The organism is Vibrio sp. B1ASS3 (assembly GCF_905175355.1).
Classification (GTDB): domain Bacteria; phylum Pseudomonadota; class Gammaproteobacteria; order Enterobacterales; family Vibrionaceae; genus Vibrio; species Vibrio owensii.
This window is the reverse complement of sequence record NZ_HG992742.1, coordinates 270290-295873: the sequence shown is the minus strand read 5'-3', so window position 1 is coordinate 295873 and position 25584 is coordinate 270290. Positions and strand designations below refer to the sequence as shown.

The 25584-nt window shown below is 46.8% G+C and carries 24 protein-coding genes; 15 read left to right on the top strand and 9 right to left on the bottom strand.

Annotated elements, in window-relative coordinates; genetic code table 11:
• Positions 1 to 141: 141 nt before the first annotated feature.
• Both KJB05_RS01365 and efp read right to left on the bottom strand, forming a co-directional pair.
• Positions 142 to 1545: an SPFH domain-containing protein gene (locus KJB05_RS01365; protein ID WP_041060873.1), complete on the bottom strand. Its 1404-nt coding sequence runs from the start codon at positions 1543 to 1545 to the stop codon at positions 142 to 144.
• Positions 1546 to 1818: 273 nt separating this feature from the next.
• A complete protein-coding gene (gene efp / locus KJB05_RS01360) occupies positions 1819 to 2385 on the bottom strand; it encodes an elongation factor P (RefSeq protein WP_005440472.1) in 567 nt (188 codons plus the stop codon).
• A gap of 32 nt (positions 2386 to 2417) precedes the next feature.
• Here efp and epmB point away from each other — a divergent pair, with 32 nt between their 5' ends.
• Together epmB and KJB05_RS01350 are read left to right on the top strand one after the other, a co-directional pair.
• Positions 2418 to 3440 (top strand): EF-P beta-lysylation protein EpmB, encoded by a 1023-nt coding sequence (gene epmB, locus KJB05_RS01355; RefSeq protein ID WP_208444910.1) that lies wholly within the window; start codon positions 2418 to 2420, stop codon positions 3438 to 3440.
• Positions 3441 to 3534: 94 nt separating this feature from the next.
• Entirely contained in the window at positions 3535 to 4032 is a 498-nt protein-coding gene (locus tag KJB05_RS01350; protein ID WP_005440468.1) for an MgtC/SapB family protein, read from the top strand.
• Between the two features lie 97 nt (positions 4033 to 4129).
• On the opposite strand, the gene KJB05_RS01345 is transcribed toward KJB05_RS01350, so the two are convergent.
• From KJB05_RS01345 to KJB05_RS01335, 3 genes are all read right to left on the bottom strand, one after another.
• Positions 4130 to 4693, bottom strand: coding sequence for a hypothetical protein (locus KJB05_RS01345; protein WP_033006223.1), 564 nt, complete (start codon positions 4691 to 4693; stop codon positions 4130 to 4132).
• 476 nt (positions 4694 to 5169) lie between these two features.
• Positions 5170 to 6816, bottom strand: coding sequence for a chaperonin GroEL (gene groL / locus KJB05_RS01340; RefSeq protein ID WP_005440463.1), 1647 nt, complete (start codon positions 6814 to 6816; stop codon positions 5170 to 5172).
• Positions 6817 to 6889: 73 nt separating this feature from the next.
• Positions 6890 to 7180, bottom strand: coding sequence for a co-chaperone GroES (locus KJB05_RS01335; RefSeq protein WP_005440461.1), 291 nt, complete (start codon positions 7178 to 7180; stop codon positions 6890 to 6892).
• A gap of 228 nt (positions 7181 to 7408) precedes the next feature.
• On the opposite strand from KJB05_RS01335, the gene KJB05_RS01330 reads away from it, so the two are divergent.
• Positions 7409 to 8788 (top strand): MATE family efflux transporter, encoded by a 1380-nt coding sequence (locus KJB05_RS01330; protein ID WP_208444909.1) that lies wholly within the window; start codon positions 7409 to 7411, stop codon positions 8786 to 8788.
• 106 nt (positions 8789 to 8894) lie between these two features.
• Here the strand turns inward: KJB05_RS01330 and pfkA are convergent, their stop codons facing one another.
• The 3 genes from pfkA to KJB05_RS01315 all read right to left on the bottom strand — a co-directional run bounded on the left by pfkA (position 8895) and on the right by KJB05_RS01315 (position 11684).
• Entirely contained in the window at positions 8895 to 9857 is a 963-nt protein-coding gene (gene pfkA, locus KJB05_RS01325; protein WP_005440457.1) for a 6-phosphofructokinase, read from the bottom strand.
• Between the two features lie 285 nt (positions 9858 to 10142).
• Positions 10143 to 11051 (bottom strand): CDF family cation-efflux transporter FieF, encoded by a 909-nt coding sequence (gene fieF / locus KJB05_RS01320; RefSeq protein ID WP_208444908.1) that lies wholly within the window; start codon positions 11049 to 11051, stop codon positions 10143 to 10145.
• A gap of 123 nt (positions 11052 to 11174) precedes the next feature.
• Entirely contained in the window at positions 11175 to 11684 is a 510-nt protein-coding gene (locus KJB05_RS01315; RefSeq protein ID WP_208444907.1) for a CpxP family protein, read from the bottom strand.
• Between the two features lie 190 nt (positions 11685 to 11874).
• Between KJB05_RS01315 and KJB05_RS01310 the strand changes: the two genes are divergently transcribed.
• The 4 genes from KJB05_RS01310 to trmL all read left to right on the top strand — a co-directional run bounded on the left by KJB05_RS01310 (position 11875) and on the right by trmL (position 15258).
• Positions 11875 to 12564 (top strand): response regulator, encoded by a 690-nt coding sequence (locus tag KJB05_RS01310; protein ID WP_005440448.1) that lies wholly within the window; start codon positions 11875 to 11877, stop codon positions 12562 to 12564.
• On the top strand, positions 12564 to 13967 hold the full coding sequence (cpxA, locus tag KJB05_RS01305) for an envelope stress sensor histidine kinase CpxA (RefSeq protein WP_005440446.1): 1404 nt from the start codon (positions 12564 to 12566) through the stop codon (positions 13965 to 13967). The genes KJB05_RS01310 and cpxA overlap by 1 nt, the downstream gene beginning before the upstream one ends.
• 72 nt (positions 13968 to 14039) lie before the next feature.
• Positions 14040 to 14648, top strand: coding sequence for a superoxide dismutase (locus tag KJB05_RS01300; RefSeq protein WP_208444906.1), 609 nt, complete (start codon positions 14040 to 14042; stop codon positions 14646 to 14648).
• Between the two features lie 130 nt (positions 14649 to 14778).
• Positions 14779 to 15258, top strand: coding sequence for a tRNA (uridine(34)/cytosine(34)/5-carboxymethylaminomethyluridine(34)-2'-O)-methyltransferase TrmL (trmL, locus tag KJB05_RS01295; RefSeq protein WP_005440442.1), 480 nt, complete (start codon positions 14779 to 14781; stop codon positions 15256 to 15258).
• A 70-nt stretch (positions 15259 to 15328) separates the two neighbouring features.
• Here trmL and KJB05_RS01290 read toward each other — a convergent pair whose 3' ends face one another.
• The gene (locus KJB05_RS01290) at positions 15329 to 15847 is read right to left on the bottom strand and encodes an FxsA family protein (protein ID WP_005448278.1); all 519 of its coding nucleotides are present in this window, start codon (positions 15845 to 15847) and stop codon (positions 15329 to 15331) included.
• 424 nt (positions 15848 to 16271) lie between these two features.
• Here KJB05_RS01290 and aspA point away from each other — a divergent pair, with 424 nt between their 5' ends.
• The 8 genes from aspA (at position 16272) to KJB05_RS01250 (ending at position 25570) form a co-directional block, all read left to right on the top strand.
• Positions 16272 to 17723: an aspartate ammonia-lyase gene (aspA, locus tag KJB05_RS01285; RefSeq protein ID WP_005440436.1), complete on the top strand. Its 1452-nt coding sequence runs from the start codon at positions 16272 to 16274 to the stop codon at positions 17721 to 17723.
• Positions 17724 to 17899: 176 nt separating this feature from the next.
• Complete coding sequence (locus KJB05_RS01280) at positions 17900 to 19207, top strand: anaerobic C4-dicarboxylate transporter (RefSeq protein WP_005440434.1); 1308 nt, start codon at positions 17900 to 17902, stop codon at positions 19205 to 19207.
• Between the two features lie 161 nt (positions 19208 to 19368).
• The gene (locus KJB05_RS01275) at positions 19369 to 21201 is read left to right on the top strand and encodes a protein-disulfide reductase DsbD (RefSeq protein ID WP_208444905.1); all 1833 of its coding nucleotides are present in this window, start codon (positions 19369 to 19371) and stop codon (positions 21199 to 21201) included.
• A 195-nt stretch (positions 21202 to 21396) separates the two neighbouring features.
• A complete protein-coding gene (locus KJB05_RS01270) occupies positions 21397 to 22032 on the top strand; it encodes a response regulator transcription factor (RefSeq protein ID WP_005440424.1) in 636 nt (211 codons plus the stop codon).
• 128 nt (positions 22033 to 22160) lie between these two features.
• Entirely contained in the window at positions 22161 to 22787 is a 627-nt protein-coding gene (locus KJB05_RS01265; RefSeq protein ID WP_005440423.1) for a MarC family protein, read from the top strand.
• 199 nt (positions 22788 to 22986) lie between these two features.
• The gene (locus KJB05_RS01260) at positions 22987 to 23250 is read left to right on the top strand and encodes a DUF4212 domain-containing protein (RefSeq protein ID WP_005448273.1); all 264 of its coding nucleotides are present in this window, start codon (positions 22987 to 22989) and stop codon (positions 23248 to 23250) included.
• Positions 23251 to 23262: 12 nt separating this feature from the next.
• Entirely contained in the window at positions 23263 to 24990 is a 1728-nt protein-coding gene (locus tag KJB05_RS01255) for a sodium:solute symporter family protein (protein WP_005440419.1), read from the top strand.
• Between the two features lie 94 nt (positions 24991 to 25084).
• Positions 25085 to 25570, top strand: a complete 486-nt coding sequence (locus KJB05_RS01250) for a hypothetical protein (RefSeq protein WP_101904422.1) — start codon at positions 25085 to 25087, stop codon at positions 25568 to 25570.
• Positions 25571 to 25584 lie beyond the last annotated feature (14 nt).

Here is a 25584-nt window from a genome sequence, read left to right as displayed (position 1 = left end):
AATATTCAGCCGTATTTCACCAACAAAAAAGAGAGGCGGATAACACGTATCCGCCTCTGCATTACTCCGATTTGTACAGCTACCAGAGCTTTTGGTCACCTATGATCTTTTTGCTTTTTGAGCTTTTGACCACCTATGATCTTATTGCTGTGTGACCTTCTTAGTTTGGTCCATTAAGCCCAACGCACCAAAGCCAGTAATCACATCAAGGTTAGTTTTCAGACCCGTTTCGTCACCACCACCGATGTAGTTTTGTGGCATCTGCACTTGGAAGTTTTGCAGGTTGTTGTACAGCGAGTTCGCCACATCTCGGTTCAACTCTGCCAAGTACACTTCTCGGTTTGCACCCAGTGCTGCGTACTTCGCTTTCAAGACTTCCGCTTCTGCACGGCCTTTTTCAAGAATCGCTTTTGCTTCAAATTCCGCAGATAAAGCATTGGCTTTTTGAATCGCTAGGTTCGCTTCTGCAATCGCTAACTCTTTCTCTTTTTCCACCTCAGCCAATCGCTTGGTTTTCTCAACCTCGACGATTTCACGCTCTGCAATCTGACGTGCAACTTCGACTTCTTTTTGCTGTGCGATGATCGCGAGCTCTTTACTACGTTGAGCATCTTGTACTTCGCGGGTACGTTGAATCTCTTTACGTAACTGCTCAGTCTCTGCTTGTGCTTTCGAGGTCTCTTGCTCCTGAATCGCACGGATACGGTCTGCTACTAAGCGCTTTTTATCTGCCAGCAATTGATCAAGCTGCTTCTCTGGCTGTGGGTCACCGATGGTCACCTGCGTCACTTGAATACCGTATTGCTGTAGCGGGTTATCCTGACGGATTGGTTGGCCTGTATTGTCCACGACCGGTACCGTCTTCCAAACCAATTGGTTAGTGCGTTGCAGTTGGTTCGCGTTCGACTGATTCGCGCCCACCGGAGCAAGATCTAGCTCTTCCACTTCTACCTGACGACGCTCTGTCAGATAAATACCTTCACGCAGTTGGTCTCCCAATTTGGATTTGAACTGGTTCAAGCCGCCTTGGAAAAACTCTTCACCTGTGTATTGAGTCGCGGTAATCACCGTCACGTTACGTGCGTTCTTCACCAACAATGCATCGATTAGGTTGCTGTTGTTGCGGAACTCTTTATGCATCTTCTTCACCGCTTCTGGGTCATTACTTAACTTGAAGCGGAATGTCACTGGGATCTGACCAATGTAGGTATCGGCAAAGCGAACCTGAATCGCATCAAGACGTTGATAAAAATCTTCGCCCTTGCTGTTACCAAATGACACGGTGATCACTTGGTCATACTTGGTAATCTTGGACAGAAACGGCATGCGAAAGTGAATGCCCGGCTCTGTGAATACGTCCAATTCACCAGTGATGTTGTTCTGATGCACATAGCTGTAACCCGCATCGGTCATCAGCACTGAGCTGTTAATCGTTAAGCCTATTGCCAGCAGTGGAATACCAAATACGGCTGCTTTCAATCCTTTATGTAGTAACTGACGTCTCTCTTCCACCTTTAAACCTCGTCCTAAGCCTCTGCTTTCCATTTTGTTCTCCTTTTTGGATTGTCATTGAGTTAAATCGATAAAAATCAAATTGCTATGCAACTCGCTGACAACGAGGTCTAATGTATCAAATTGTTACATTAAGAAATAATCGAAAGATTCATGAAATAAATAAGATTTTTACGAATAATACAAAATCATCAGAAATTTGCGGAGAATATCGATGTTTTGCACAGAGGCGTCAAAGGGAGGAAAATAGCGGGCAATAAAAAAGGCCGCCGAAGCGACCTTTTCAATCAGAAAATCTAAGGTGAATTACTTCACACGACCTACGTATTCACCAGTACGAGTGTCAACTTTGATCACTTCGCCGATTGCGATGAATAGTGGTACACGTACTACAGCGCCAGTTGATAGTGTTGCTGGTTTACCACCTGTACCTTGAGTATCACCTTTCAGACCTGGATCTGTGTCAGTAACTTCTAGTTCAACGAAGTTTGGTGGAGTAACAGTAATTGGGTTACCGTTCCAAAGCGTGATCATACAAGTGTTGTTTTCTACCAACCACTTAGCGTTTTCACCAACCGCTTTCAAGTCAGCAGCGATCTGCTCGAAAGTTTCGTTGTTCATAAAGTGGTAGAATTCGCCGTCTGAATATAGATAATCTAGGTCGATATCCATTACGTCTGCCACTTCACAAGTGTCACCAGACTTGAATGTTTTCTCTAGCACTTTACCAGAAAGAAGTTTACGAATTTTAACGCGGTTGAACGCTTGGCCTTTACCTGGTTTAACGTATTCGTTTTCCAGAATTACACAAGGCTCGTTATCAAGCATTAACTTAAGGCCGCCTTTAAATTCATTGGTGCTAACTGTAGCCATTTTTTCCTCTTACATTCTTAGAGCTAAATTCAATGCCGCACATAATAACCCGAAAAGTCGAATCTGTTGAGCAAAACTGGCTCAAACAGTTAGCGAATGGGATCTCCGATCCTGCAAAATTGCTGGAAATGTTGGAAATCGATCCTTCACCGTGGCAGGACGGGTTCGCTGCGCGTAAGCTGTTTGCACAGCGTGTACCGCAAAGTTTTGTCGATAGGATGGAAAAAGGCAATCCTTACGATCCACTTTTGCGCCAAGTATTACCTTTGAGCGAAGAGTTTGAGGTACATGAAGGCTATTCGAATGATCCTTTGGAAGAGCAAGACAACGAACTTCCTGGGTTGCTACACAAATACCGCAATCGCGCATTGATGATCGTGAAAGGTGGTTGTGCGGTGAATTGCCGTTACTGCTTCCGCCGCCACTTCCCATATCAAGAGAATAAAAGTGGCAAACAGGCGTGGACGAAGTGCTTGGAGTACATGGCACAACAACCAGAGCTCAATGAAGTGATCTTCTCTGGTGGCGATCCTCTGATGGCCAAAGACGATGAAATTCACTGGCTACTTGAACACATCGCAAAAATCCCACACATCAAACGCCTGCGTATTCATAGCCGCTTGCCTGTGGTGATCCCTGCACGTATCACCGATGAACTATGCCACCTACTTCGCGCTTCTCGTCTACAGATCGTATTGGTGACGCACATTAACCACGCCAACGAAATCAACGCTGAGTTTGCAGCTCAAATGGCGAATCTAAAGCAAGCTGGCGTCACTCTGCTTAACCAAGGTGTACTGCTGAAAGACGTTAACAACAGCGTTGAAGCACAGGTTGCGCTGAACGAAGCGTTATTCGATGCTGGCATTTTGCCGTACTACTTGCACGTTTTGGATAAAGTCCAAGGTGCAGCGCACTACTTTGTTTCCGATGAAGAAGCCAAAGAAATCATGCGCGGTGTGATCACGCGAGTTTCCGGTTACCTAGTACCTAAGCTCACCCGTGAAATTGGCGGTCGCCCAAGTAAAACACCACTGGATCTGCATCTAGAGTAAGTTGCTTGCCGTATAAAGATTGTCGTTACGAGCAAAAGCTTTTGTTCGATCAGGCGGTCTTATCTATGCATACTCCGCAAATTTGGAGGTTAAGATGCAAGCAACTTTTGAACACCTTTTCGATCTTGGCCCTTTTAGTTGGGCTGCGCTGCTTTGTTGTGCCATCAATGGTTTGATGATTGGCATAGAGCGCCAAACTCGCGGTAAACCCGTTGGTATTCGTACCGCAATTTTAGTTATCTCAGGTACTTACCTGTTTATGTCGATGGCGGTATCGCTCTCGCCAAATACATTAGATCAAGCCCGTGTACTGGGTCAGATCATTACTGGTGTCGGCTTTTTAGGTGCCGGTGTGATGATGACTCAAGACGGAAAAATTCACGGCGTGACTTCTGCGGCCGTCATTTGGGTGTTGGCGGGGTTAGGCTTGATGATTGGCTTGGGTTACTTATCACAGTCGATCATCATTACCGTATTGGCACTGACCGTTTTACTCGGTGTGGACAAAGCGGAAAACCGCGTCAAAGCATTGCGCCGTGGTGTGCACCAGAAAATGCAGCAACGAAAAACATCAACGCGTTTAGTTAAGTAATCAAGCACAATAAAAAAGACCCCGACATCAAGCCGGGGTCTTTTTGTATCTGGCGTTAAGTTAGGAAGGTGACTTAACTTTTGGCGAAGCTCGCTGATTATTTAGCGAAGTTCACGATTGGGAAACACTTGAAGAAGCCGTTGTCCGCACAGTTTAGAAGACCAATTTGAACACCGTCGATTTGGTCAGTCATGTTGAAGAAACCTAGCTGGAAGTTAGATTTTTTAGAGATACTTGCCAGACCGATGTCTGCCATTGTGTAACCTTCAGAGTAGTTCACAGCACTCCAGTTTAGACCTTCAACGTTGTTAGTTACGTTTACCGCACCTAGGTTAAGACCCGTTGTTTGGCCTTGGTTCCAGTTGAATAGACCTAGAGAAACACCCTTCATTTCTTGGTTTACTTTAGACGCACCAAAGAAAAGACCGAAGTTCACACCAGTAGTACGGTCTGTTTCAGACATACCTAGTAGAGAGAAATCGACACCTTTTACTTCATTCACTTGACCGTGAAGAACCGCAAGACGAACACCGCCAACAGAAGAGTTAGAAGGTGCGTTAGTGTTGTCGATAGTAGAGAACATAACTGGTGAGCTATCAGCAAGAGCAACAGGTGAAGCGATAACGGCTGCAACAGCCAGTGACGTCATTAGCTTTTTCATTTTTATCTCCATGGGGGAATTTAGTGTTTACAACACACTGTAATGTTCAAAGTTTGCGTCATTTTAACCAAATAAATGTTAGCGGGAAGTCATATTTAACCGCTTGAATAAATAAGCAATTGATTCATCAAACTTATTTTTCTGCATTTTTCCTGACCGTTTGCGCACAATAGCCACACAATTGCGTATTTTTAAACCAATTAACCTGATAAAAATTAAGCGTAATAATTACTCGCTAACTATCAGATTAAAAAGAAAAAGTAAGAACAAACCTACAAACTTACGCACAAATGGCTCAGTCCCAAAGTAACAGACACAAAAAAGCCGAGGCATTCGCCTCGGCTTTCTAGTTTGGTTTGGTCGGTTGTCTTTAAGCTATAACGTCTTAGAGCAAAGAGAAAGCGCGGAGTTTACACTCGTAAATGAGCACTTTCGATGCAGCGATACAGCGTTAGAGCGACAAGACAAGCAGCAAATTACATCATGCCGCCCATACCACCCATACCGCCCATGCCACCCATATCAGGCATACCTGCGCCGTCTTTTTGTGGTAGGTCAGTAACCATCGCTTCAGTTGTGATCATTAGACCCGCTACTGATGCTGCGAATTGTAGTGCGCTACGAGTTACTTTAGTTGGGTCTAGGATACCCATCTCTAGCATGTCGCCGTATTCGCCTGTTGCTGCGTTGTAGCCGTAAGAACCCTCACCCGCTTTCACGTTGTTCGCTACTACTGACTCTTCGTCACCTGCGTTCTTCGTGATTTGACGGATTGGCGCTTCCATTGCACGTAGTGCAACGCGGATACCAACGTTTTGCTCTTCGTTGTCGCCTTCTAGGTCAACAATCTTAGATGCAGCGCGGATTAGTGCAACACCACCACCAGCAACTACGCCTTCTTCAACCGCTGCGCGAGTCGCGTGTAGTGCGTCTTCTACGCGGTCTTTCTTCTCTTTCATTTCAACTTCAGTTGCTGCACCAACTTTGATTACTGCAACACCGCCTGCTAGCTTAGCAACGCGTTCTTGTAGTTTCTCTTTGTCGTAGTCTGAAGTTGCATCTTCGATTTGCTGACGGATTTGAGCAACACGACCTTGGATCATTGCTTCTTCACCCACGCCATCAATGATGGTTGTGTTTTCTTTTGTGATTGCAACGCGCTTCGCTTGACCTAGGTCTTCTAGTGCTACTTTTTCTAGCTCTAGACCTACTTCTTCAGAAATCACGATACCGCCAGTTAGGATAGCGATGTCTTGTAGCATTGCTTTACGACGGTCACCAAAACCAGGCGCTTTCACTGCTGCTACTTTAACGATGCCACGCATGTTGTTCACAACTAGTGTTGCTAGTGCTTCACCTTCTACGTCTTCAGCGATGATCAGTAGTGGGCGAGATGCTTTTGCTACTGCTTCTAGTGCTGGAAGAAGTTCACGGATGTTCGATACTTTCTTATCGATCAGAAGGATGAATGGGTTTTCTAGATCAACGCTGCCTGCTTCTTGGTTGTTGATGAAGTAAGGAGATAGGTAACCGCGGTCGAACTGCATACCTTCTACTACATCTAGCTCATCTTGTAGCGCTTGACCTTCTTCAACAGTGATAACACCGTCGCGGCCAACTTTTTCCATTGCTTCAGCAATGATGTTACCTACGCTTGAGTCAGAGTTCGCAGAGATAGTACCAACCTGTGCGATTGCTTTAGTGTCGTTACACTCAACAGATAGCTCTTTTAGTTGCTCAACCGCTGCGATAACTGCTTTGTCGATACCGCGCTTAAGATCCATTGGGTTCATACCCGCTGCTACTGCTTTTAGACCTTCATTTACGATTGCTTGCGCTAGTACGGTTGCTGTTGTTGTACCGTCACCCGCTGCGTCGTTTGCTTTAGACGCAACTTCTTTAACCATTTGTGCGCCCATGTTCTGGAACTTATCTTCCAGCTCAATTTCACGCGCTACTGATACACCATCTTTAGTGATTGTTGGTGCACCAAAAGATTTGTCTAGAACTACGTTACGACCTTTAGGACCCAGTGTTACTTTTACTGCGTCCGCTAGAACGTTTACGCCTTCTAGCATTTTAACTCGTGCGTCATTACCAAATTTAACGTCTTTAGCAGCCATCTTTGATTTCCTTTCTAAATTCTGTTTTTGATTGCGTTTTGAATCAGAGCAAAAAATTACTCAACGATTGCTATTAGTCGACAATAGCCATGATGTCGTTTTCAGACATGATAAGAACTTCTTTGCCGTCGATCTTCTCAGTCTTAGTGCCGTAACCTTCAGCGAAGATAACGGTATCACCAACTTTAACGTCCAGCGGTAGCACTGTGCCGTTCTCTAGGATGCGGCCTTTACCCACAGCTAGAACAACACCGCGAGTCGATTTTTCCGCAGCAGAACCAGTTAAAACGATGCCACCAGCTGACTTAGATTCAACTTCTTTACGTTCAACGATAACTCGGTCATGTAATGGACGAATGTTCATCGGTCGTCTCTCCTGAAAATTTCCATGATTATTTGATAATTGCCCGCTCAGGGGCACGTGATCTGTATATAAGGGCAAAGCTAAGGATCCCAAGGGGTAGACGTGAAATTTTTGTGACTTAGTTAAAATAACCAGCAGCTAAGCAACGGTTTGCGTGCGAAATGCTCGCTCGCCGAGGCAATGGCTTTCTTGTATCCTTGCCCTTCCCTCACCAGATAGACGTCAAAAATGTTGGAAAAGAATAAGCCGGGCAATCAGGCCGAAGACAAACATGGTTTGTTGACCGCCCCCATTCCCGACACCTTACGCAAAATGACCGTACCCATGACCATGGGCATGATCGCGATTTTGATGTTTAACTTGGTCGATACTTTCTTCATCTCGTTATTGGGTACCGAAGCGCTCGCGGCGATCAGTTATACCTTCCCTGTAACCTTTGCGGTGAACTGCATCACCATGGGTATTGGCATGGGACTGTCGACCAATATCGGCCGCCTGCTTGGTCAAGGACATGCTTCTCAAGCAGCTCGCTTTACCAGCCATGGTTTATTGCTCGCCGTTGTTTTGGTCACCATCGCCTCGACGCTAGGTTTCTTTACTATTGAGCCACTGTTCAGCTTACTCGGAGCAAAAGAAGACTCGATTCCACTGATTGAGCAATACATGCAGGTCTGGTATCTGACCATTCCCCTGCTGGTGATCCCAATGGCAGGCAATAGCGCTATTAGGGCGACTGGCGACACCAAAACCTCAGCCAAGATCATGATGCTCGCAGGGCTTATCAACGGCATTCTCGATCCGCTGCTGATCTTTGGTTACGGCCCTTTCCCTGAACTCGGTATTCAGGGCGCAGCTATCGCCAGTGCCTTCAGTTGGTTTGGCGCGCTCTGCGGGTCTTTCTATGTATTGGTGAAACGTGAAAAATTACTTGCCGCACCACACTGGTCGCTCATCAAACAAGACTGGCAACAAACCTTAAAAATAGGCACACCGGCAGCACTATCGAACGCCATGAACCCATTATCGGGCGCGATTTTGATGATGATTTTGTCTAGCCACGGCACCGCAGCGGTCGCGGCTTATGGCGCTGCGCAACGTATTGAATCAATCTTGATTTTGGTGCTGATGTCGCTAACCTCTGCACTCACCCCGTTTATGGCGCAAAACTTTGGGGCTAATAACCCTGCTCGTGCATTCTCTGGCTGGTTCCTGAGCATGCGCTTTGCGGTGGTCTTCCAAGGCTTTATCTTTTTGATGATGGTGCCTCTCAGCATTCCTCTTGCTGCGCTTTTCTCTCAAGAAGCAACGGTAAAAGATCTGTTGTGGCATTACCTTTTAGTCGTGCCATTTAGCTACGGCTTCCAAGGGATTGTGATGATGTTGGTGAGTGGCTATAACGCGATGCACAAACCGCTGCGCGCCTTCCAGTGGAGCTTTATGCGCTTGTTCGTCTTTACGTTGCCTGCTGCATGGATTGGCAGTCAGCTTTATAGCATCGAAGGTTTGTTTATTGGTATTGCTCTGGGTAACACATTGGGCGGCTTGTTAGGCTATCTCTTTGCCCTGCGCGAGCGTCGCCTAACGTTAGCAGAGCACGCAAGTTCTTAACTCGGCACAAACCCTGTCTCAAGCAAACTTCAGCTCAGACAAATTTCAGATAATAAAAAACCGCGGATAGCCGCGGTTTTTTTGATTTTGACTTTATCAAGCTGGCTTAGAATAGCTCTTCAGCAACTTGGTATAGGTCGTTGCGTACTGGACGCTTCATGTTCTCGATTGCATCGATGATGTCGTGGTGAACCAGTTGCTCTTTCACGATACCAACACAACGGCCGCCGTGGCCTTCCATTAGTAGGTGAACAGCGTAGTTACCCATGCGAGATGCTAGAACACGGTCGAATGCTGTTGGACGACCACCACGTTGGATGTGACCAAGAACCGTTGCGCGAGTTTCACGACCTGTTGCCGCTTCGATCTCTTTCGCTAGTTCGTTTGCATCCATCATCAGCTCAGTTAGCGCGATGATTGCGTGTTTCTTACCTTTAGAGATGCCATCTTGGATGTTGCTGATTAGCTTCTCTTTATCTAGACCAGTTTCTGGAGTGATGATGTACTCACAACCACCTGCGATTGCAGACATCAGAGTTAGGTCACCACAGTGACGACCCATGATTTCTACGATAGAAATACGCTGGTGAGAAGAAGACGTGTCACGTAGACGGTCGATTGCATCGATAACTGTGTTTAGTGCAGTTAGGTAACCGATTGTGTAATCCGTACCCGCGATGTCGTTATCGATTGTGCCTGGTAGACCGATACATGGGTAACCCATTTCAGTCAGTTTCTTAGCACCCATGTAAGAACCGTCACCACCGATAACAACTAGTGCATCGATACCGTGCTTTTTAAGGTTCTCAATCGCTTGTTCGCGTACTGCCACTTCCTTGAATTCAGGGAAACGTGCAGAGCCTAGGAATGTACCACCCTTGTTGATCACATCAGAAACGCTAGAACGATCTAGCTTTGCGATGCGGTCTTCGTAAAGACCTAGGTAGCCATCGTAAACACCGTAAACTTCCAATCCCTCAGATAGTGCTGTACGAACTACGCCGCGTACTGCAGCGTTCATACCAGGTGCGTCACCGCCACTTGTTAAAACACCGATCTTCTTAATCATGCTCACCCTCGATCTTTGGCAATCAATTTATTTAATTTTCTTTTAGGCCCCTTGTTACCAAGCAACCTGCATAATCCAGAACTGTGCGTTATGTTACATTTCCTCTACAGGAATACCAATGAAAACACACTTTTTTATGTAACTTTTCTACTTATGTAAGAGTATTACAGTTTCTCTTTGCAACTTCGTTGATTCACATCAGGATCACGATTCTTAGCAAGTAGTGATGGAAAGATAGTCAATAAGCGTCTATTTGTCGTCACGCTTGGTCTGATTTTTCGACCGCTACCAATCTTGTGCTTTTTGCTCTTTCTCTGGGCCGAACATCACCGACAACGGATCCTGATGGATCAATACATCCGCTTCTGGGAACAACTCAAGTAGATTATCTTCCACTTTGTCAGCAATGTGGTGAGCTTCGATCAAACGCAAGTTATCATCCAATTCTAAATGCAATTGGATAAAACGCGTAGGGCCAGACATGCGAGTACGAAGCTGATGTACACCTAAGACGCCTTCGACCTTCAAACACTCTTGGCGAATTTGCTCTAGCTCTTCATCAGGTAGCTTTCTATCAAGCAATGTCTGAATCGCTTCGCTGACCATCTTGAACGCGCTGTACAAAATAAAGATACCAATACCAATCGCAAACACCGCATCGGCTTGGGTGACACCAAAATAACTCAAGCCTAGCGCCACCATAATGGCACCGTTCATATAAAGGTCAGTTTGGTAATGCAATGAGTCAGCGGCAATCGCCTGACTGCCTGTCACTCGCACGACATGTTTTTGGAACACCACAAGTCCAAAGGTCAAGACCATAGCAAATAGAGAGACGTATACACCCAGTTCAGGAGCATTCAATTCATGTGGACGGAAGAAACGGTCGATACCGTTTAGGATCAAAAATACCGCAGAACCGGAGATAAACATCGCTTGTGCCAACGCGGCCAAAGATTCGGCTTTGCCGTGCCCAAAAGTGTGTTCTCTGTCAGCCGGTTGCAGGGAGTAGCGCACCACAATAAGGTTCACTACCGATGCGGCAATATCCAACATGGAGTCAATTAAAGAGGCAAGTAAGCTGACAGAGCCCGTCACCCACCAAGTGATGACTTTGACAATCAAAAGAAGCGTAGCCACGATGGTTGCCGTCCAAGCAGCCATCGTCACTAAACGTGCGTATTGCTGTTTCATAATCAAATAGTTAACTCAAACCGTGCTTTGAGTATACCTTGAGAATGATGTAATGAGTATGAAATCGCCAAGATCAAAAAGAGGCAGCACTCTGGCTACCTCTTTCACTTTATCTTTCAGCGATTAGCTGTTGTGGTGCTTTTCCATGCGTTTTTGCATTTTTTCGCCACACTTCTGTTGACGCTCTTTTTGTAGCTCAACAAATTTTGTTTTTTGCTCAGGAGTCAGAACACTCAGCATTTGGTGTTTTTTCTCCATCATCTTAACGCGACGTTCAGTCTGCTTCTCAACCATTTCTTTCGCTAGGTCGTTTGCTGCTGCTTCGTCGAAGTTATCCGCCAATAGTAGCGCTTGTACTTTGTCGTGGTGTGTTTGACGCTCAGCCATACGAGCTTCGTGACCGTCGGCGAATTTTGCTTTCATTTCTGCTTTATTCGCTTCACGCATTTCTTTTAGCTGGTCTTTTTGTGCATCAGTTAGGTCTAGTTGACGCATGATGCCGCGGTCCATACCCATACCACACTCACCGCGATGACCTTTGTGGTCTTTACCGCCGAATGCGAATGCACTCGCTGTACCTAGAGTTAGAGGTAGAACAACAGCCGCTAGTACTAATTTCTTTGCAGTTTTCATAATGAGATTCCTTACACAGGTTAGTGATTCTTCTGAGCTGTTCTCACAGCGCTTGAGTGTAGAATACGACCTACTAGGTAAAGCGACGTATAGAGACCGTAAAGAATCGTAAAGAGTGATTTTTACACTCATTCCTCCTCGTCATTACCATGTAATATTAAAGCAACCACGATGATAAATAGGTATTCAAATGGCGAACATTCTTTTGATTGATGACGACACAGAGCTAACCAGCCTACTTAAAGAAGTGCTGAGCTTTGAAGGGTACGAAGTCAGTGAAGCCAATGATGGTGAAGCAGGCTTATTGGCTATTAACAGTGAGATCGATCTTGTACTGCTTGACGTCATGATGCCAAAACTCAATGGAATGGAGACCCTAAAACGCCTGCGTGAAAACTGGGAGACACCAGTATTGATGCTCACCGCTAAAGGTGAGGAGATCGATCGCGTGATTGGCCTAGAGCTTGGCGCGGATGATTACCTACCGAAGCCTTTTAGCGACCGTGAACTGTTAGCGCGTATTCGAGCCATCTTACGCCGCACCAGCAGTACCCAAAAGAACACCAAGAACAGCGATTGCATTGAGTATCGAGAAATCAAACTCTACCCAGGCAAACAAGAAGCGTACTGTGAAGAAGCCTTACTGGATTTAACCACGACCGAGTTTGCGCTGTTAACGCACTTTGTGCAGAACCCAGGCCAAGTACTGACGAAAGAAACCCTCAGCCTTGATGTGCTTGGTAAGCGCCTTGCAGCCTTTGACCGTGCGATCGATATGCACGTATCCAACCTACGTAAAAAATTACCAGACCAAAGCAACGGTAAGCCACGTATTAAAACCCTACGAGGGCGCGGCTACATGTTGATTGAGGAGGATTAATGCGAGCACCACGCTTCAAACTGCCGAAGATAAACAGCTTGTATGGACGCATCTTTGCCATCTTTTGGTTCACCATGTTCTTGGTTCTGATGGCAGTGCTGTCATTGCCACACCTTGACCCCCGGAAAGCACGTGACATCCCACAAGACCACTATCAGCGTATGATTGACATACGTGACGGCATTGAGAAGAAGTATCGCAAGCAAGATAACCTCGGCAAGATTTTGTTCAGCATCGAAGGTCAGCGACGCAGCAAGCATGATCCGCGTCCGCGTATCTTCTTTTCTGATCACGAAGGCAATGTCTTAACCACATCGAGCCACAAAGACTTCAAACTGCGTGCGCTGCAAAACTTTGTCACCAGCATTGAAGATCAGTCGCAGCCTAAACAAAAACTCTACGGCCGCTACATGATCGCAGGCCCAGTGCCGATCAAGATCGCCAACTCTGACTTACTAATGTATGTGGGTTTTAAATGGAATGAGCCGCCGCCGATCATGTTACGCCTGTTTGATCACCCATTGCAATTGCTGCTCGCCGTTATGTTGGTGAGTACACCGCTACTGCTGTGGCTCGCATGGGCATTGAGCCAACCGGCCCGTCGACTGGAAACCGCGGCACAGCGTGTGGCCAAAGGTGAGTTTGTCATCGACCCGAATCTGGAAAAAGGCACCACCGAGTTTCGCCAAGCAGGTACCAGCTTTAACCAAATGGTTGAGGCGGTGAATCAAATGATTTCTGGTCAGCAGCGTTTACTCTCGGATATTTCTCACGAGCTGCGCTCTCCACTCACTCGCCTGCGTATGGCAAGTGCGTTGGCGACTCGTAAGCAAGGTGAAAGCCCAGAGCTGACTCGTATTGATACCGAAGCCCAGCGCTTAGAACAGATGATTGCCGAGCTGCTTGAGCTATCACGCATGCAAGTGAACAGTCACATGACGCGTGAAACCCAGCCGATTGCCAGCTTATGGGAAGAGATCATTAAAGACGCACAGTTCGAAGCCGAGCAGATGGGTAAAACGCTTAGCTACTCTGCTGTGCCAGAGCGCAGTATCTCGGGTAACCCAAAACTGTTGATGAGTGCGGTAGAGAACATCATCCGCAACGCAATTTACTACGGCAAAGACGAAGTGAAAATCAACATTCAGGATTCATTCGATACGCTACGCATTGTGGTGGATGACAACGGAGAAGGCGTACCAGAGGAAGAGTTGGAAGCGATTTTCCGTCCGTTCTATCGTGTGTCGACCGCGCGCGATCGCCATTCTGGTGGTACAGGGTTGGGCTTAACCATCACCGAAAGTGCGATTCGTCAGCACAGTGGTTCGATTATCGCAAGTCGCAGCCCATTGGGTGGTTTACGCGTCACCATCACCCTGCCGTTGATCAGTGAGGCGAAATAACCCCACAAAGATCAAAGTTGATAATGATTTTCATTAACATTAAAGTAAATCCTCCATTAAGGAGGATTTACAATGTCGCACATTTTCCCAGAGCTTCCGTACAGCTACGATGCGTTAGAGCCTTACATCGATGCGAAAACCATGGAAGTTCACTACAGCAAACACCACAAAACCTATTACGATAAATTCATGGCTGCCGCCAAAGGCAGCGCTCTCGAGACCCAGAGCCTCGATGACATCTTCGCTAGCATTTCTCAACACAGCCCAGCTATCCGTAACAATGGTGGCGGTTACTACAATCACATCATTTACTGGAACTGCATGTCACCAGATGGTGGCGGTGAGCCTCAAGGAGCACTAGCTCAAGCCATCAACGACAAGTTTGGTGACTTCGATAAATTCAAAGACGAATTTGCCCAAGCGGCTATCAATACCTTCGGCTCAGGCTTTGCTTGGCTAGTCGTAAAAGATGGTGAGATTCACATTACCTCCACCAGCAACCAAGACAACCCTCTTATGGACGTTGCCGCAGTACAAGGCGAACCCGTTCTAGCATTGGATGTTTGGGAGCACGCCTACTACATCAGCTACCAAAACCGTCGCCCTGAGTACATCGACGCCTGGTGGAATGTCGTCAACTGGCGCGCAGTGGAAGAGAACTACGCTCGCGCTCTAAGTTAATTTATCGAAATGAGGGCAACACACTGAAGTGGTTGTCCTCTTCTATAACCCGTCATTGTGTTGAATCTCGCTTCTCATGGTGACTTGGGTATATACTGCTCGCCTGTTTTGACCAATCTAATTCAATACCATGTTTGATATCGCTCTATACGAACCAGAAATCGCGCCGAACACCGGCAACATCATTCGCCTGTGTGCTAACTGTGGTGCGAATCTCCACCTGATTGAGCCACTGGGTTTCGATCTAGAAGAGAAGAAAGTCCGCCGCGCAGGTTTGGATTACCACGATTTGGCTCGCGTGACGCGTCATAAAGATTATCAAGCATTCTTGGAATACTTAGAGAAAGAGAAACAAGGCAACTACCGCCTGTTTGCATGTACGACAAAGACCACAGGTCATCACGTCGATGCAAAGTACCAAGAAGGCGATGTATTGATGTTTGGTCCAGAAACACGCGGCCTACCAGCAGACGTAATTGATAGCCTGCCAATGGAACAACGTATTCGCATTCCGATGATGCCGGATGCGCGCAGCCTGAACCTTTCTAACGCCGTTGCGATTATTGCATTTGAAGCATGGCGTCAAATGGGCTTTGAAGGCGCGTTGTAAGCACTGCAAATGACAGATACTAAAAAGGGCGCTGAATGCGCCCTTTTGCTTTTCTTACTTACCGATTGAATCAGTTGAGCTTGTTACGATCATTGTCGTCTTTACGCTCATATTCACCTTCGAAGGTGTTGCCGTTATCCGATTGAGAATCAAATGGGTCACGACGGAATGGGTCTTGCTCAAATGGACCTTGATTTGAGAAGCCACCTTGGAAGCCGCCACCGTTCATGGTCTTCACCACCATCTTGCTCATTAGGTATTTCGCAATCGCCGCTCGCGGTGCTGGCAACAACACCAACATACCCAATGCGTCGGTCATGAAACCTGGTGTTAACAGCAATACACCTGCAACTGCCAGCATCACACCTTCAAAAATCTGTTGAGCCGGAAGCTCACCTTGCTCTAAGCGACCTTGCACTGACATCAATGTCTGGATGCCTTGGCTACGCACCAAAGACGCACCAACAAATGCAGTAATCAATACTAAAGCAATCGTAGGCCAGAGACCTAAGAAGCCTCCCACCTGAATAAATAAGCCGATTTCGATGATCGGGACGAAAATAAACGCCAATAATAAGATAGGAAACACACGCCCTCCTTTGTTGATTTCAGTGTAATGGCAAAAGCCTACTAAGCTCAAACGAATCGTTGTAAAAAAGCGTGTTCATACTAGGGAGAATGCGTTGTGCAAAAAACGCCCTTTGAATAAAGGTGCATATACAAAAATTGGTCGTTGAAAAGTGCTATTTTCGGACTCTTAATATCCATGTTTGTCGAGGAAAACCGCCTACCCATAAAGGGTTATTAATATCCCGTTCATACTTTGCAAAATATTGACGCATCAAAAGCGAAAAAGGTGATCCACTTACTATTTTTATGCGCTAGGTGCAGTATGATGTGCCACATAAGTCAGGACGGTTTTTCCAGCCAAAAACTCTGATGAATGGATTCTAGATTGCAGAAATGGCTAATAAATAACTTAAATATCAGAATTATTATCTAAGGATCCTGTTATGGCTACACTATCTGATGCTCCAAAGACAGCAAACCAAGCCACTCGTATTGAAGAAGATCTATTAGGCCAACGTCATGTCCCTGCCGATGCTTACTACGGCATCCACACACTTCGCGCTATCGAAAACTTCAACATTTCAAGCACTACCATCTCTGACGTACCTGAATTTGTACGTGGCATGGTAATGACTAAGAAAGCCGCTGCACTAGCAAACAAAGAGCTAGGCGCAATTCCAAAAGACGTTGCTAACTACATCCTAGAAGCGTGTGATTTGATCCTTGAAACAGGTAAGTGCATGGATCAGTTCCCTTCAGACGTATTCCAAGGCGGTGCAGGCACGTCAGTGAACATGAACACTAACGAAGTTATCGCGAACGTTGCACTTGAACTGATGGGCAAGGAAAAAGGCCAATATGAGTTCATCAACCCGAACGATCACGTAAACAAGAGCCAATCAACAAACTGTGCGTACCCAACAGGTTTCCGTATCGCGGTTTACAACAGTGTTCATCAGTTGATGGAAGCGATCGAATACCTTAAAGGCGCATTCGAGCTTAAAGCACAAGAATTCAAAGACATCTTGAAGATGGGTCGTACTCAGCTACAAGATGCGGTTCCTATGACTGTGGGTCAAGAGTTCCACGCATGGGCAGTAACACTAAACGAAGAAATTCGTGCTCTAGATTACACGTCTAAGCTACTACTAGAAATCAACCTAGGTGCAACAGCAATCGGTACTGGTCTAAACGCACCAACAGGTTACCAAGCGCTAGCAGTAAAACACCTAGCAGAAGTAACTGGCGTTGAAGTGGTTGCAGCAGAAGACCTAATCGAAGCAACTTCTGACTGTGGTGCTTACGTAATGACGCACGGTGCGCTGAAACGTCTCGCAGTGAAACTGTCGAAGATCTGTAACGACCTTCGTCTACTTTCTTCTGGTCCACGTGCAGGTCTTAACGAACTGAACCTACCAGAAATGCAAGCAGGCTCTTCAATCATGCCAGCTAAAGTAAACCCAGTTATCCCAGAAGTAGTAAACCAAGTTTGCTTCAAAGTTCTAGGTAACGACAACACGGTTTCTTTCGCAGCAGAAGGCGGTCAGCTACAGCTAAACGTAATGGAACCAGTTATCGCACAAAGCGTATTTGAGTCTATCTCTCTACTACACAACGCGTGTGTGAACCTACGCGATAAATGTATCGATGGCATCACTGTGAACAAAGAAGTTTGCGAAAACTACGTTTACAACTCTATCGGTATCGTAACTTACCTAAACCCATACATCGGCCACCACGAAGGCGATATCGTTGGTAAGATCTGTGCAGAAACAGGTAAGAGTGTACGTGATGTAGTTCTAGAACGCGGTTTATTAACTGAAGAAGAGCTAGATGACATCTTATCGGTTGAAAACTTCATGCATCCGACTTATAAAGCGAAACGCTACGAGTAATCGCATGTGAAAGGGGTCCCTAATGGGGCCCTTTTTTAGGCTCGAATACGGTTAACCACAATTTTTATGCGCTTTTTATTGCCGTAAGCCGCTCGGGTTCTGATTTTCTGAACACTTACTCCTGTTCCTGAGTGCTCAAAAAATCAGAATCATTAAAAACTAAAAGAGGTATCAATATGGTAATGGTCGAACTCTTCGTGGTTCTGCTCTTCATTTATTTGGGGGCAAGAATCGGTGGTATCGGCATTGGTTTTGCCGGTGGTGCTGGGGTAATTGCATTGTCTTTAATCCTAGGTGTCCCGACAAGCCAGTCTTTCATCCCTGTCGATGTAATACTGATCATCATGTCTGTAATTACTGCTATCGCTGCAATGCAGGTAGCGGGTGGTTTGGACTGGATGGTTCAGGTTGCGGAAGACTTTTTGCGTAAACATCCCGAACGCATCACCTTTTACGCACCTATCGTGACATTCCTAATGACACTACTTGCGGGTACTGGTCACACGGCATTCTCAACACTTCCTGTTATTGCAGAAGTAGCGAAAGGCCAAGGTGTTCGTCCTTCTCGTCCACTGTCTATCGCGGTAGTAGCATCGCAAATCGCTATCACAGCGTCGCCAATCTCTGCGGCTGTTGTAGCGTTCGCAGCAATGCTTCACCCATTTGGTGTTGATTACCTAACGCTACTAGCAATCTGTATCCCAACAACGTTCATCGCTTGTATGATCGGTGCATTCGTAGCGAACTTCATGGGTAGCGAGCTTAAAGACGATCCTGAATACCAAGACCGTCTAGCAAAAGGCCTGATCAAGCTAAACACAGAATCTAAGCGCGAAATCCTGCCAACAGCGAAGAAAGCAACCTTCATCTTCCTAGGCGCTATCGCATTCGTAGTGTGTTACGCAGCTGCAATCTCTGGCTCTGTTGGCCTTATCGAGAACCCTGCGCTAGGTCGTAACGAAGCTATCATGACGGTAATGCTAGCAGCTGCGGCAGCTATCGTAATGAGCTGTAAAATCGACGCTGGCAAAATCCCAGCAGCAGCAACATTCCGCTCTGGTATGACAGCGTGTGTGTGTGTTCTTGGTGTGGCATGGCTAGGTTCTACGTTCGTTAACGCGCACGTTGACGGCATCAAAGAAGTGGCTGGTGCGTTACTAGCAGACTACCCATGGATGCTAGCACTTGTTCTATTCTTCGCTTCAATGCTGCTTTACTCGCAAGGTGCAACTACCGTTGCGCTTATGCCAGCAGCACTAGCAATCGGTGTGGCACCTCTTACTGCGGTTGCGTCTTTCGCAGCAGTAAGTGCGCTATTCGTACTTCCAACTTACCCAACGCTTCTAGCAGCGGTTGAGATGGACGACACGGGTTCAACTCGTATCGGTAAGTACGTATTCAACCACCCATTCTTCGTACCAGGTGTGGCTACCATCGCTTCTGCAGTAGCACTTGGCTTCGCATTCGGTGGTCTACTGATCTAGTAGAAACAGAGTCTTACTCGGGGAGCTTCGGCTCCCTTTTTTATTGCCTGTCGCATTGGATAGCGCTTAACAAATCTTCACTTCCATGAAACTTATTGGCTAGCCAGCAGGTCTGATTGAGTTACACTAACGGCAACTATCTAAGATGAATTGATCCTTTTATGCGTGCATTATTTTCCGTCTTACTCTTAGGGCTTATTACCTTTTCTGCGCCTTCTTTTGCGCTGTTTGGCAATGACCAGTTAGGCAATACCCAAAACACCTTTGGCAGCAGCAACGATACCTTTGTGTCTGTCGATCAGGCTTTCCCATTCAACTACTACCAACAAGACGGCAAACTGATGCTGGACTGGCAAGTACGCGATGGTTATTACCTGTATCAAGAACGCCTATCGGTAGCGGGTGAGAAAGTATCGCTAGGCGAACTGCAAATGGAAGACGGAACGCCGCATAAAGATGAATTCTTTGGTGACGTACATATCTACACTCAGCCTCTGTTCGTTAACGTCCCAATGCATGATTGGCAAGATGGAGCACGCGTGGTAGTGCAATACCAAGGTTGTGCGAAAGCAGGCTTCTGTTACCCACCAGAAACTCGCGTGATTCCTATCAGCGCGTTTACTTCATCGAACTCAGCTTCAACAGCGGCGACGACTGCACCAAAAGCAGAGCAAGCACCAACGGTAACGCCACCAGCGGCGCAATCATCTACGTCTGGCGACACATCATCGGCTCCAGTAACACAGCAAGATAGCCTTGCCGCAAACCTAGCTGATAACTGGTGGACGCCACTTCTGTTCTTGGCGCTTGGTGTGGGCTTGGCGTTTACGCCTTGTGTGCTACCTATGTACCCAATTTTGACCAGCATCGTGCTTGGCAGTGGCAAACTGAGCCAACGCCGCGCACTAGGTTTGTCGTTTGTCTACGTACAAGGCATGGCACTGACTTATACCTTACTCGGCCTTGTGGTGGCGTCTGCGGGCATGCAATTCCAAGCAGCGATGCAACATCCTTATGTGTTGATTGGTTTGAGTGTTCTGTTCGTGACGCTCGCACTGTCTATGTTTGGCGTTTATAACCTGCAACTGCCAAGTGGCGTGCAAACGTGGTTAAACAACCTCAGCAACAAACAACAAGGCGGAAGCAGCGCAGGCGTATTCGCGATGGGTGCGATTTCTGGTCTGGTGTGCTCACCATGTACCACTGCGCCTCTGTCTGGTGCGCTACTTTACGTTGCACAAAGCGGTGACTTACTGACGGGTGGTATCGCGCTTTATGCACTGGCGATGGGTATGGGTATTCCACTCATTCTTGTTGCTGTATTCGGCAACAAACTTCTGCCGAAAGCAGGCGGTTGGATGGATCGCGTTAAGACGCTGTTCGGCTTCATTCTTTTGGCCGCGCCTATCTTCTTACTTGAGCGTATCATGCCAGAAATGTGGGCAACGGCATTGTGGTCAGCACTGGGTATCGCGGCTTTTGGTTGGCTATACCACATCAAAAACAGCCTAGAATTTGGCGGTTGGAAGCAAAGTGCAGTAGGCATCATTGCCGTGCTTGGGTTGTTTGCTTCTGCTCAACCAGCACTGAACTACTGGTTTGGCGGTAATACCACTACACAAACTCAGCAAGCAACCGTGAGCTTTACCCGTATCGCTAACGTGGCTGAGCTTGAGGCTGCACTTGCTCAGGCGAAACAAGCCGGCAAACCAGTGATGCTTGATTTCTACGCCGACTGGTGCGTAGCATGTAAAGAGTTCGAGAAGTACACCTTCCATGACCCAAGCGTCGAAGCCAAACTGCAAGACTTCGTTCTTCTGCAAGCGGACGTAACTAAGAACCAAGTGCAAGACATCGAGCTGCTTAAGCATATGAATGTCCTTGGTTTACCAACGATTGAGTTCTGGGATGGCAATGGCGAACATGTTTCAAACGCTCGTTTGACGGGCTTTATGCAAGCCGAGCCTTTCTTAGAGCATATCAACCGATTCTGATGATGAATCTTTCAAACGCCAGTGATTTTTCACTGGCGTTTTTTGTTGTCTTAATAAAACCAAGAAAGTTGCGTTTATATGCAATTTTTCTAATAAAAGTCGATTTAGTTCAGACTTTTAGCGGATAAATATTGTCCACCTTCTTAAAGGTGGACAATAATTCCATTAACGAAATAGTCAAAAGTGTTTAACGTCATGGATTCGACCTACACCATTATCATCGCTGATGATCATCCGCTGTTCCGCAATGCCTTGTTCCAATCGGTACACATGGCTGTGAGTGGTGCCAACCTTCTCGAAGCGGATACGCTGGACGCTCTACTCGCGTTGCTGGAAAAAGAAGAAGAGCCAGATTTGGTGTTGTTAGATCTCAAGATGCCGGGCGCCAATGGCATGTCGGGCTTGATTCACCTTCGTGCTGAATACCCAGATCTTCCTGTGGTGGTGGTATCTGCCAGCGAAGAGCCTAGTGTGGTCACACAAGTGAAGAGTCACGGTGCGTTCGGCTTTATTCCAAAATCGAGCGACATGCGCGAGCTCGTCAATGCCCTTAACCAAGTCCTCAACGGCGACCCATACTTCCCAGAAGGCTTAATCACCAATAACGCAGCCTGTAATGACTTGGCAGAGAAAATTGCCGCACTTACCCCTCAGCAATACAAAGTGCTGGGTATGCTTTCCGATGGCTTACTCAACAAACAAATCGCTTACGAGCTCAATGTCTCAGAGGCCACCATCAAAGCCCACATGACCGCAATTTTCCGCAAACTGGGCGTGAAGAACCGAACTCAAGCCGTCATCCTACTGCAGCAAATGGAACCCGAGCAGTAATGTGTTAGTAAATATATCTAATTCACATTTATATGACGCAAAAAGAACAACAGACGTTAAAATAAACAGGCTGTCACACACAGCCTTTTCATCCCTCTGTTAAACCGCTAACTCTGGGAGGTCATACTTTGCTAAGTATTCTCGTCACTCAATTCGTCGTACTCTGGGCCGTCATCGACCCGATTGGTTCAGTACCCGTTTATCTATCACAAACTCAGCACCTCACGGCAAAACAGCGTCGGCTCGTCGCATTAAAAGCCATCGCCATTTCAATGGGTGTGTTGCTGTTCTTTCTTATTGCCGGTCAGTTGTTGCTGGAAGCAATGCAAATCCCATTACCCGCGTTCCAAGCCGCTGGAGGCTTAGTGTTATTGTTGTTTGCATTGTCGATGATTTTTGGTGAGAGCAAGCCAGAACAAGAACAAAAACTGGGCGAAGAAGTCAGCCACTCCGATCTCGCTGACTTAGCCGTTTACCCTCTTGCGATCCCTTCGATTGCATCGCCGGGTGCAATGATGGCCATCGTGATGCTCACCGATAACAACCGCTACTCTTTCATCGACCAAGCTATGACCGCAGGCGTCATGATTGCGGTACTTCTGGTTACCCTATTCTTGTTACTGGGTGCAAACACGATTCAAAAAGTGATTGGTAACGTAGGCGCAGCCATCATCAGCCGCGTAATGGGGCTTATCCTTGCTGCTGTTGCACTGAATAATTTGCTGCTTGGTATAAAAGATTTCTATGTTAATTGATAAAACTCTTAGACCTTTGGCTAATTTAACATCAAATTAACATCACACTTTTATTCCCACCTCCTCTCAAACGCCCTAAAAATGGGCGTTTTGCTTTTTAACGTCCCGACTAAAGTTGAAAAGAGTTCTTGCCAGTGCCTTGCTAATGTACATGTTGAAATATTTTTTTAACAACAATACCAATCGTAAGGAGACGGCAATGGCATTTGAAAGCGAAGAAAGAGCCAAAGCCTACTGGGACAAGAACGTGAAGCTCATGATTACCCTGATGGTCATCTGGTTCGTAGTGTCTTTCGGCTGCGGCATTTTATTTGTCGACGTACTTAATCAATTTCAATTAGGTGGATACAAACTCGGGTTCTGGTTTGCTCAACAAGGCTCCATCTATGCCTTCCTAGGTATTATTTTCTACTACGCGTGGAAAATGCGCCAAATCGACCGTGAATTCGGCGTAGATGAGTAAGGAGTAACTCAGATGGATTTGAAAACTATTACCTATCTGGTGGTTGGCGCGACGTTCGTCCTCTACATCGGTATTGCGATTTGGGCTCGTGCGGGCTCAACTAAAGAATTCTATGTAGCAGGCGGCGGTGTAAACCCTATCGCTAACGGCATGGCAACCGCAGCAGACTGGATGTCAGCAGCATCGTTCATCTCAATGGCAGGCTTGATTGCCTTCATGGGCTACGGCGGCTCGGTATTCCTGATGGGTTGGACAGGCGGTTACGTACTACTGGCACTTCTGCTTGCACCATACCTACGTAAGTTCGGCAAGTTTACTGTGCCAGAATTCGTAGGTGAGCGTTTCTACTCTAACGCAGCACGTATCGTAGCGGTTGTGTGTCTTATCATCGCATCAGTAACTTACGTTATCGGTCAGATGAAAGGCGTGGGCGTGGCGTTCGGTCGTTTCCTAGAAGTGGATTACTCAACAGGTCTACTGATCGGTATGTGTATCGTATTCATGTACGCCGTAATGGGTGGCATGAAAGGCATTACCTACACGCAGATTGCTCAATATTGCGTACTCATTCTTGCTTACACTATTCCTGCAATCTTTATCTCTCTGCAACTTACGGGTAACCCACTACCACAGATCGGTCTAGGCAGTACCATCCAAGGCACCGATGTCTATCTACTCGATAGGCTCGACCAAGTGGTCACCGAGCTCGGCTTTAGTGAATACACCACCCAAGTCCGTGGCGACACGCTAAACATGTTCGTGTACACCATGTCATTGATGATCGGTACTGCGGGTCTGCCACACGTAATCATCCGTTTCTTTACCGTACCTAAGGTTCGTGATGCTCGTACATCAGCAGGTTGGGCGCTAGTTTTCATCGCTATCCTTTACACAACAGCACCTGCAGTATCAGCAATGGCGCGTCTAAACCTAATGGATACCGTTAACCCAGCTCCGGGTCAGCACCTTGCTTATGATGAGCGTCCTGATTGGTTCAAGAACTGGGAGAAAACAGGTCTACTAGGCTTTGATGATAAGAACGGCGACGGTCTGATTGAGTACACGTCAAACCCAGCAACCAACGAGCTGAAAGTTGACCGTGACATCATGGTACTAGCAAACCCAGAGATTGCTAAGCTACCTAACTGGGTTATCGCACTTGTCGCAGCAGGTGGTCTGGCGGCAGCACTATCGACGGCTGCAGGTCTACTACTGGCGATTTCGTCCGCAATATCCCATGACTTAATCAAAGGCGTGATAAATCCGAACATATCCGAGAAGAAAGAGCTGCTCGCGAGTCGAATCTCCATGGCAGTCGCCATCGCAGTCGCCGGTTACTTAGGCTTGAATCCACCAGGATTTGCTGCCGGTACGGTAGCGCTCGCCTTCGGTCTGGCGGCATCCTCCATCTTCCCTGCGTTGATGATGGGTATCTTCAGTAAGAGCATCAACAAAGAAGGCGCAATCGCAGGTATGATTGCAGGTATCAGTATCACGCTATTCTACGTATTCCAGCACAAAGGCATCCTATTTGTTGCTGACTGGACATATCTACAAAGCTGGGGTCAGAACTGGTTCCTAGGCATCGAGCCAAACGCATTTGGTGCAATTGGTGCCGTGTTCAACTTCGTCGTGGCATTTGCAGTATCGAAAGTAACGGCTGAAACACCACAAGAAGTAAAAGACCTAGTCGAGCACGTACGTGTACCAGCAGGCGCTGGCGGTGCGGTAGACCACTAAAATATAACGCAAACCACAAAAGCCCCGCTTGGGGCTTTTTTATTCGCTAGATTAGGTTAATTTAACCTTATGAAGTTGTAGCAAGGAAGCCAACATGTTCAAAAACAAGCACTTTATTATCGCTCTGTTGATCGCCCCAATTCTGTCTTTAATCGCTTATTTCGGTACAGACATGGCTCTGAGTGAGAAACCTCATGCCGCTAAAGAAGGGGAAAGCTACAAACTGGCCAGCAAGTCGAATTGCCGTTATACCAGTGGGTTGTGTGATATGGAGAATGGCGACTTTAAAGTGAAGTTTCGCTCAGAAAAGCTGACTCAAGATAGCCTAGAACTATCTTTACATGCGGCTTATCCACTGGAAGGGGTGAAGCTTTCAGTCGTGGATAGCCAAGAGCAAAACGCACAGCCAATTGACATGACGCCAGCGGATCAATCCGGACAAAACTGGACCATCACTTTGCCTAAGCCTGCATCAGCCGAGAGTTGGCTACGTGTTGCGATTCAATCTGAAGGCACGCTCTACTACGGAGAAACGCAAACGGCGTTTGTGAAATACGAAACCTTGTTTACGGATAAATAACTTACTTGCTCCAT

Bases quoted from the DNA above. Each gene is read 5' to 3' on its own strand.
- KJB05_RS01275 (WP_208444905.1), top strand. From the start codon at position 19,369: ATGCGTGCATTATTTTCCGTCTTACTCTTAGGGCTTATTACCTTTTCT.
- KJB05_RS01255 (WP_005440419.1), top strand. From the start codon at position 23,263: ATGGATTTGAAAACTATTACCTATCTGGTGGTTGGCGCGACGTTCGTC.
- aspA (WP_005440436.1), top strand. From the start codon at position 16,272: ATGGCTACACTATCTGATGCTCCAAAGACAGCAAACCAAGCCACTCGT.
- KJB05_RS01335 (WP_005440461.1), bottom strand. From the start codon at position 7,180: ATGAACATTCGTCCATTACATGACCGAGTTATCGTTGAACGTAAAGAA.
- epmB (WP_208444910.1), top strand. From the start codon at position 2,418: ATGCCGCACATAATAACCCGAAAAGTCGAATCTGTTGAGCAAAACTGG.
- KJB05_RS01315 (WP_208444907.1), bottom strand. From the start codon at position 11,684: ATGAAAACTGCAAAGAAATTAGTACTAGCGGCTGTTGTTCTACCTCTA.
- KJB05_RS01260 (WP_005448273.1), top strand. From the start codon at position 22,987: ATGGCATTTGAAAGCGAAGAAAGAGCCAAAGCCTACTGGGACAAGAAC.
- efp (WP_005440472.1), bottom strand. From the start codon at position 2,385: ATGGCTACAGTTAGCACCAATGAATTTAAAGGCGGCCTTAAGTTAATG.
- cpxA (WP_005440446.1), top strand. From the start codon at position 12,564: ATGCGAGCACCACGCTTCAAACTGCCGAAGATAAACAGCTTGTATGGA.
- groL (WP_005440463.1), bottom strand. From the start codon at position 6,816: ATGGCTGCTAAAGACGTTAAATTTGGTAATGACGCACGAGTTAAAATG.
- KJB05_RS01250 (WP_101904422.1), top strand. From the start codon at position 25,085: ATGTTCAAAAACAAGCACTTTATTATCGCTCTGTTGATCGCCCCAATT.
- KJB05_RS01330 (WP_208444909.1), top strand. From the start codon at position 7,409: ATGTTGGAAAAGAATAAGCCGGGCAATCAGGCCGAAGACAAACATGGT.
- KJB05_RS01310 (WP_005440448.1), top strand. From the start codon at position 11,875: ATGGCGAACATTCTTTTGATTGATGACGACACAGAGCTAACCAGCCTA.
- trmL (WP_005440442.1), top strand. From the start codon at position 14,779: ATGTTTGATATCGCTCTATACGAACCAGAAATCGCGCCGAACACCGGC.
- KJB05_RS01350 (WP_005440468.1), top strand. From the start codon at position 3,535: ATGCAAGCAACTTTTGAACACCTTTTCGATCTTGGCCCTTTTAGTTGG.
- KJB05_RS01345 (WP_033006223.1), bottom strand. From the start codon at position 4,693: ATGAAAAAGCTAATGACGTCACTGGCTGTTGCAGCCGTTATCGCTTCA.
- pfkA (WP_005440457.1), bottom strand. From the start codon at position 9,857: ATGATTAAGAAGATCGGTGTTTTAACAAGTGGCGGTGACGCACCTGGT.
- KJB05_RS01365 (WP_041060873.1), bottom strand. From the start codon at position 1,545: ATGGAAAGCAGAGGCTTAGGACGAGGTTTAAAGGTGGAAGAGAGACGT.
- KJB05_RS01280 (WP_005440434.1), top strand. From the start codon at position 17,900: ATGGTAATGGTCGAACTCTTCGTGGTTCTGCTCTTCATTTATTTGGGG.
- KJB05_RS01300 (WP_208444906.1), top strand. From the start codon at position 14,040: ATGTCGCACATTTTCCCAGAGCTTCCGTACAGCTACGATGCGTTAGAG.
- KJB05_RS01270 (WP_005440424.1), top strand. From the start codon at position 21,397: ATGGATTCGACCTACACCATTATCATCGCTGATGATCATCCGCTGTTC.
- fieF (WP_208444908.1), bottom strand. From the start codon at position 11,051: ATGAAACAGCAATACGCACGTTTAGTGACGATGGCTGCTTGGACGGCA.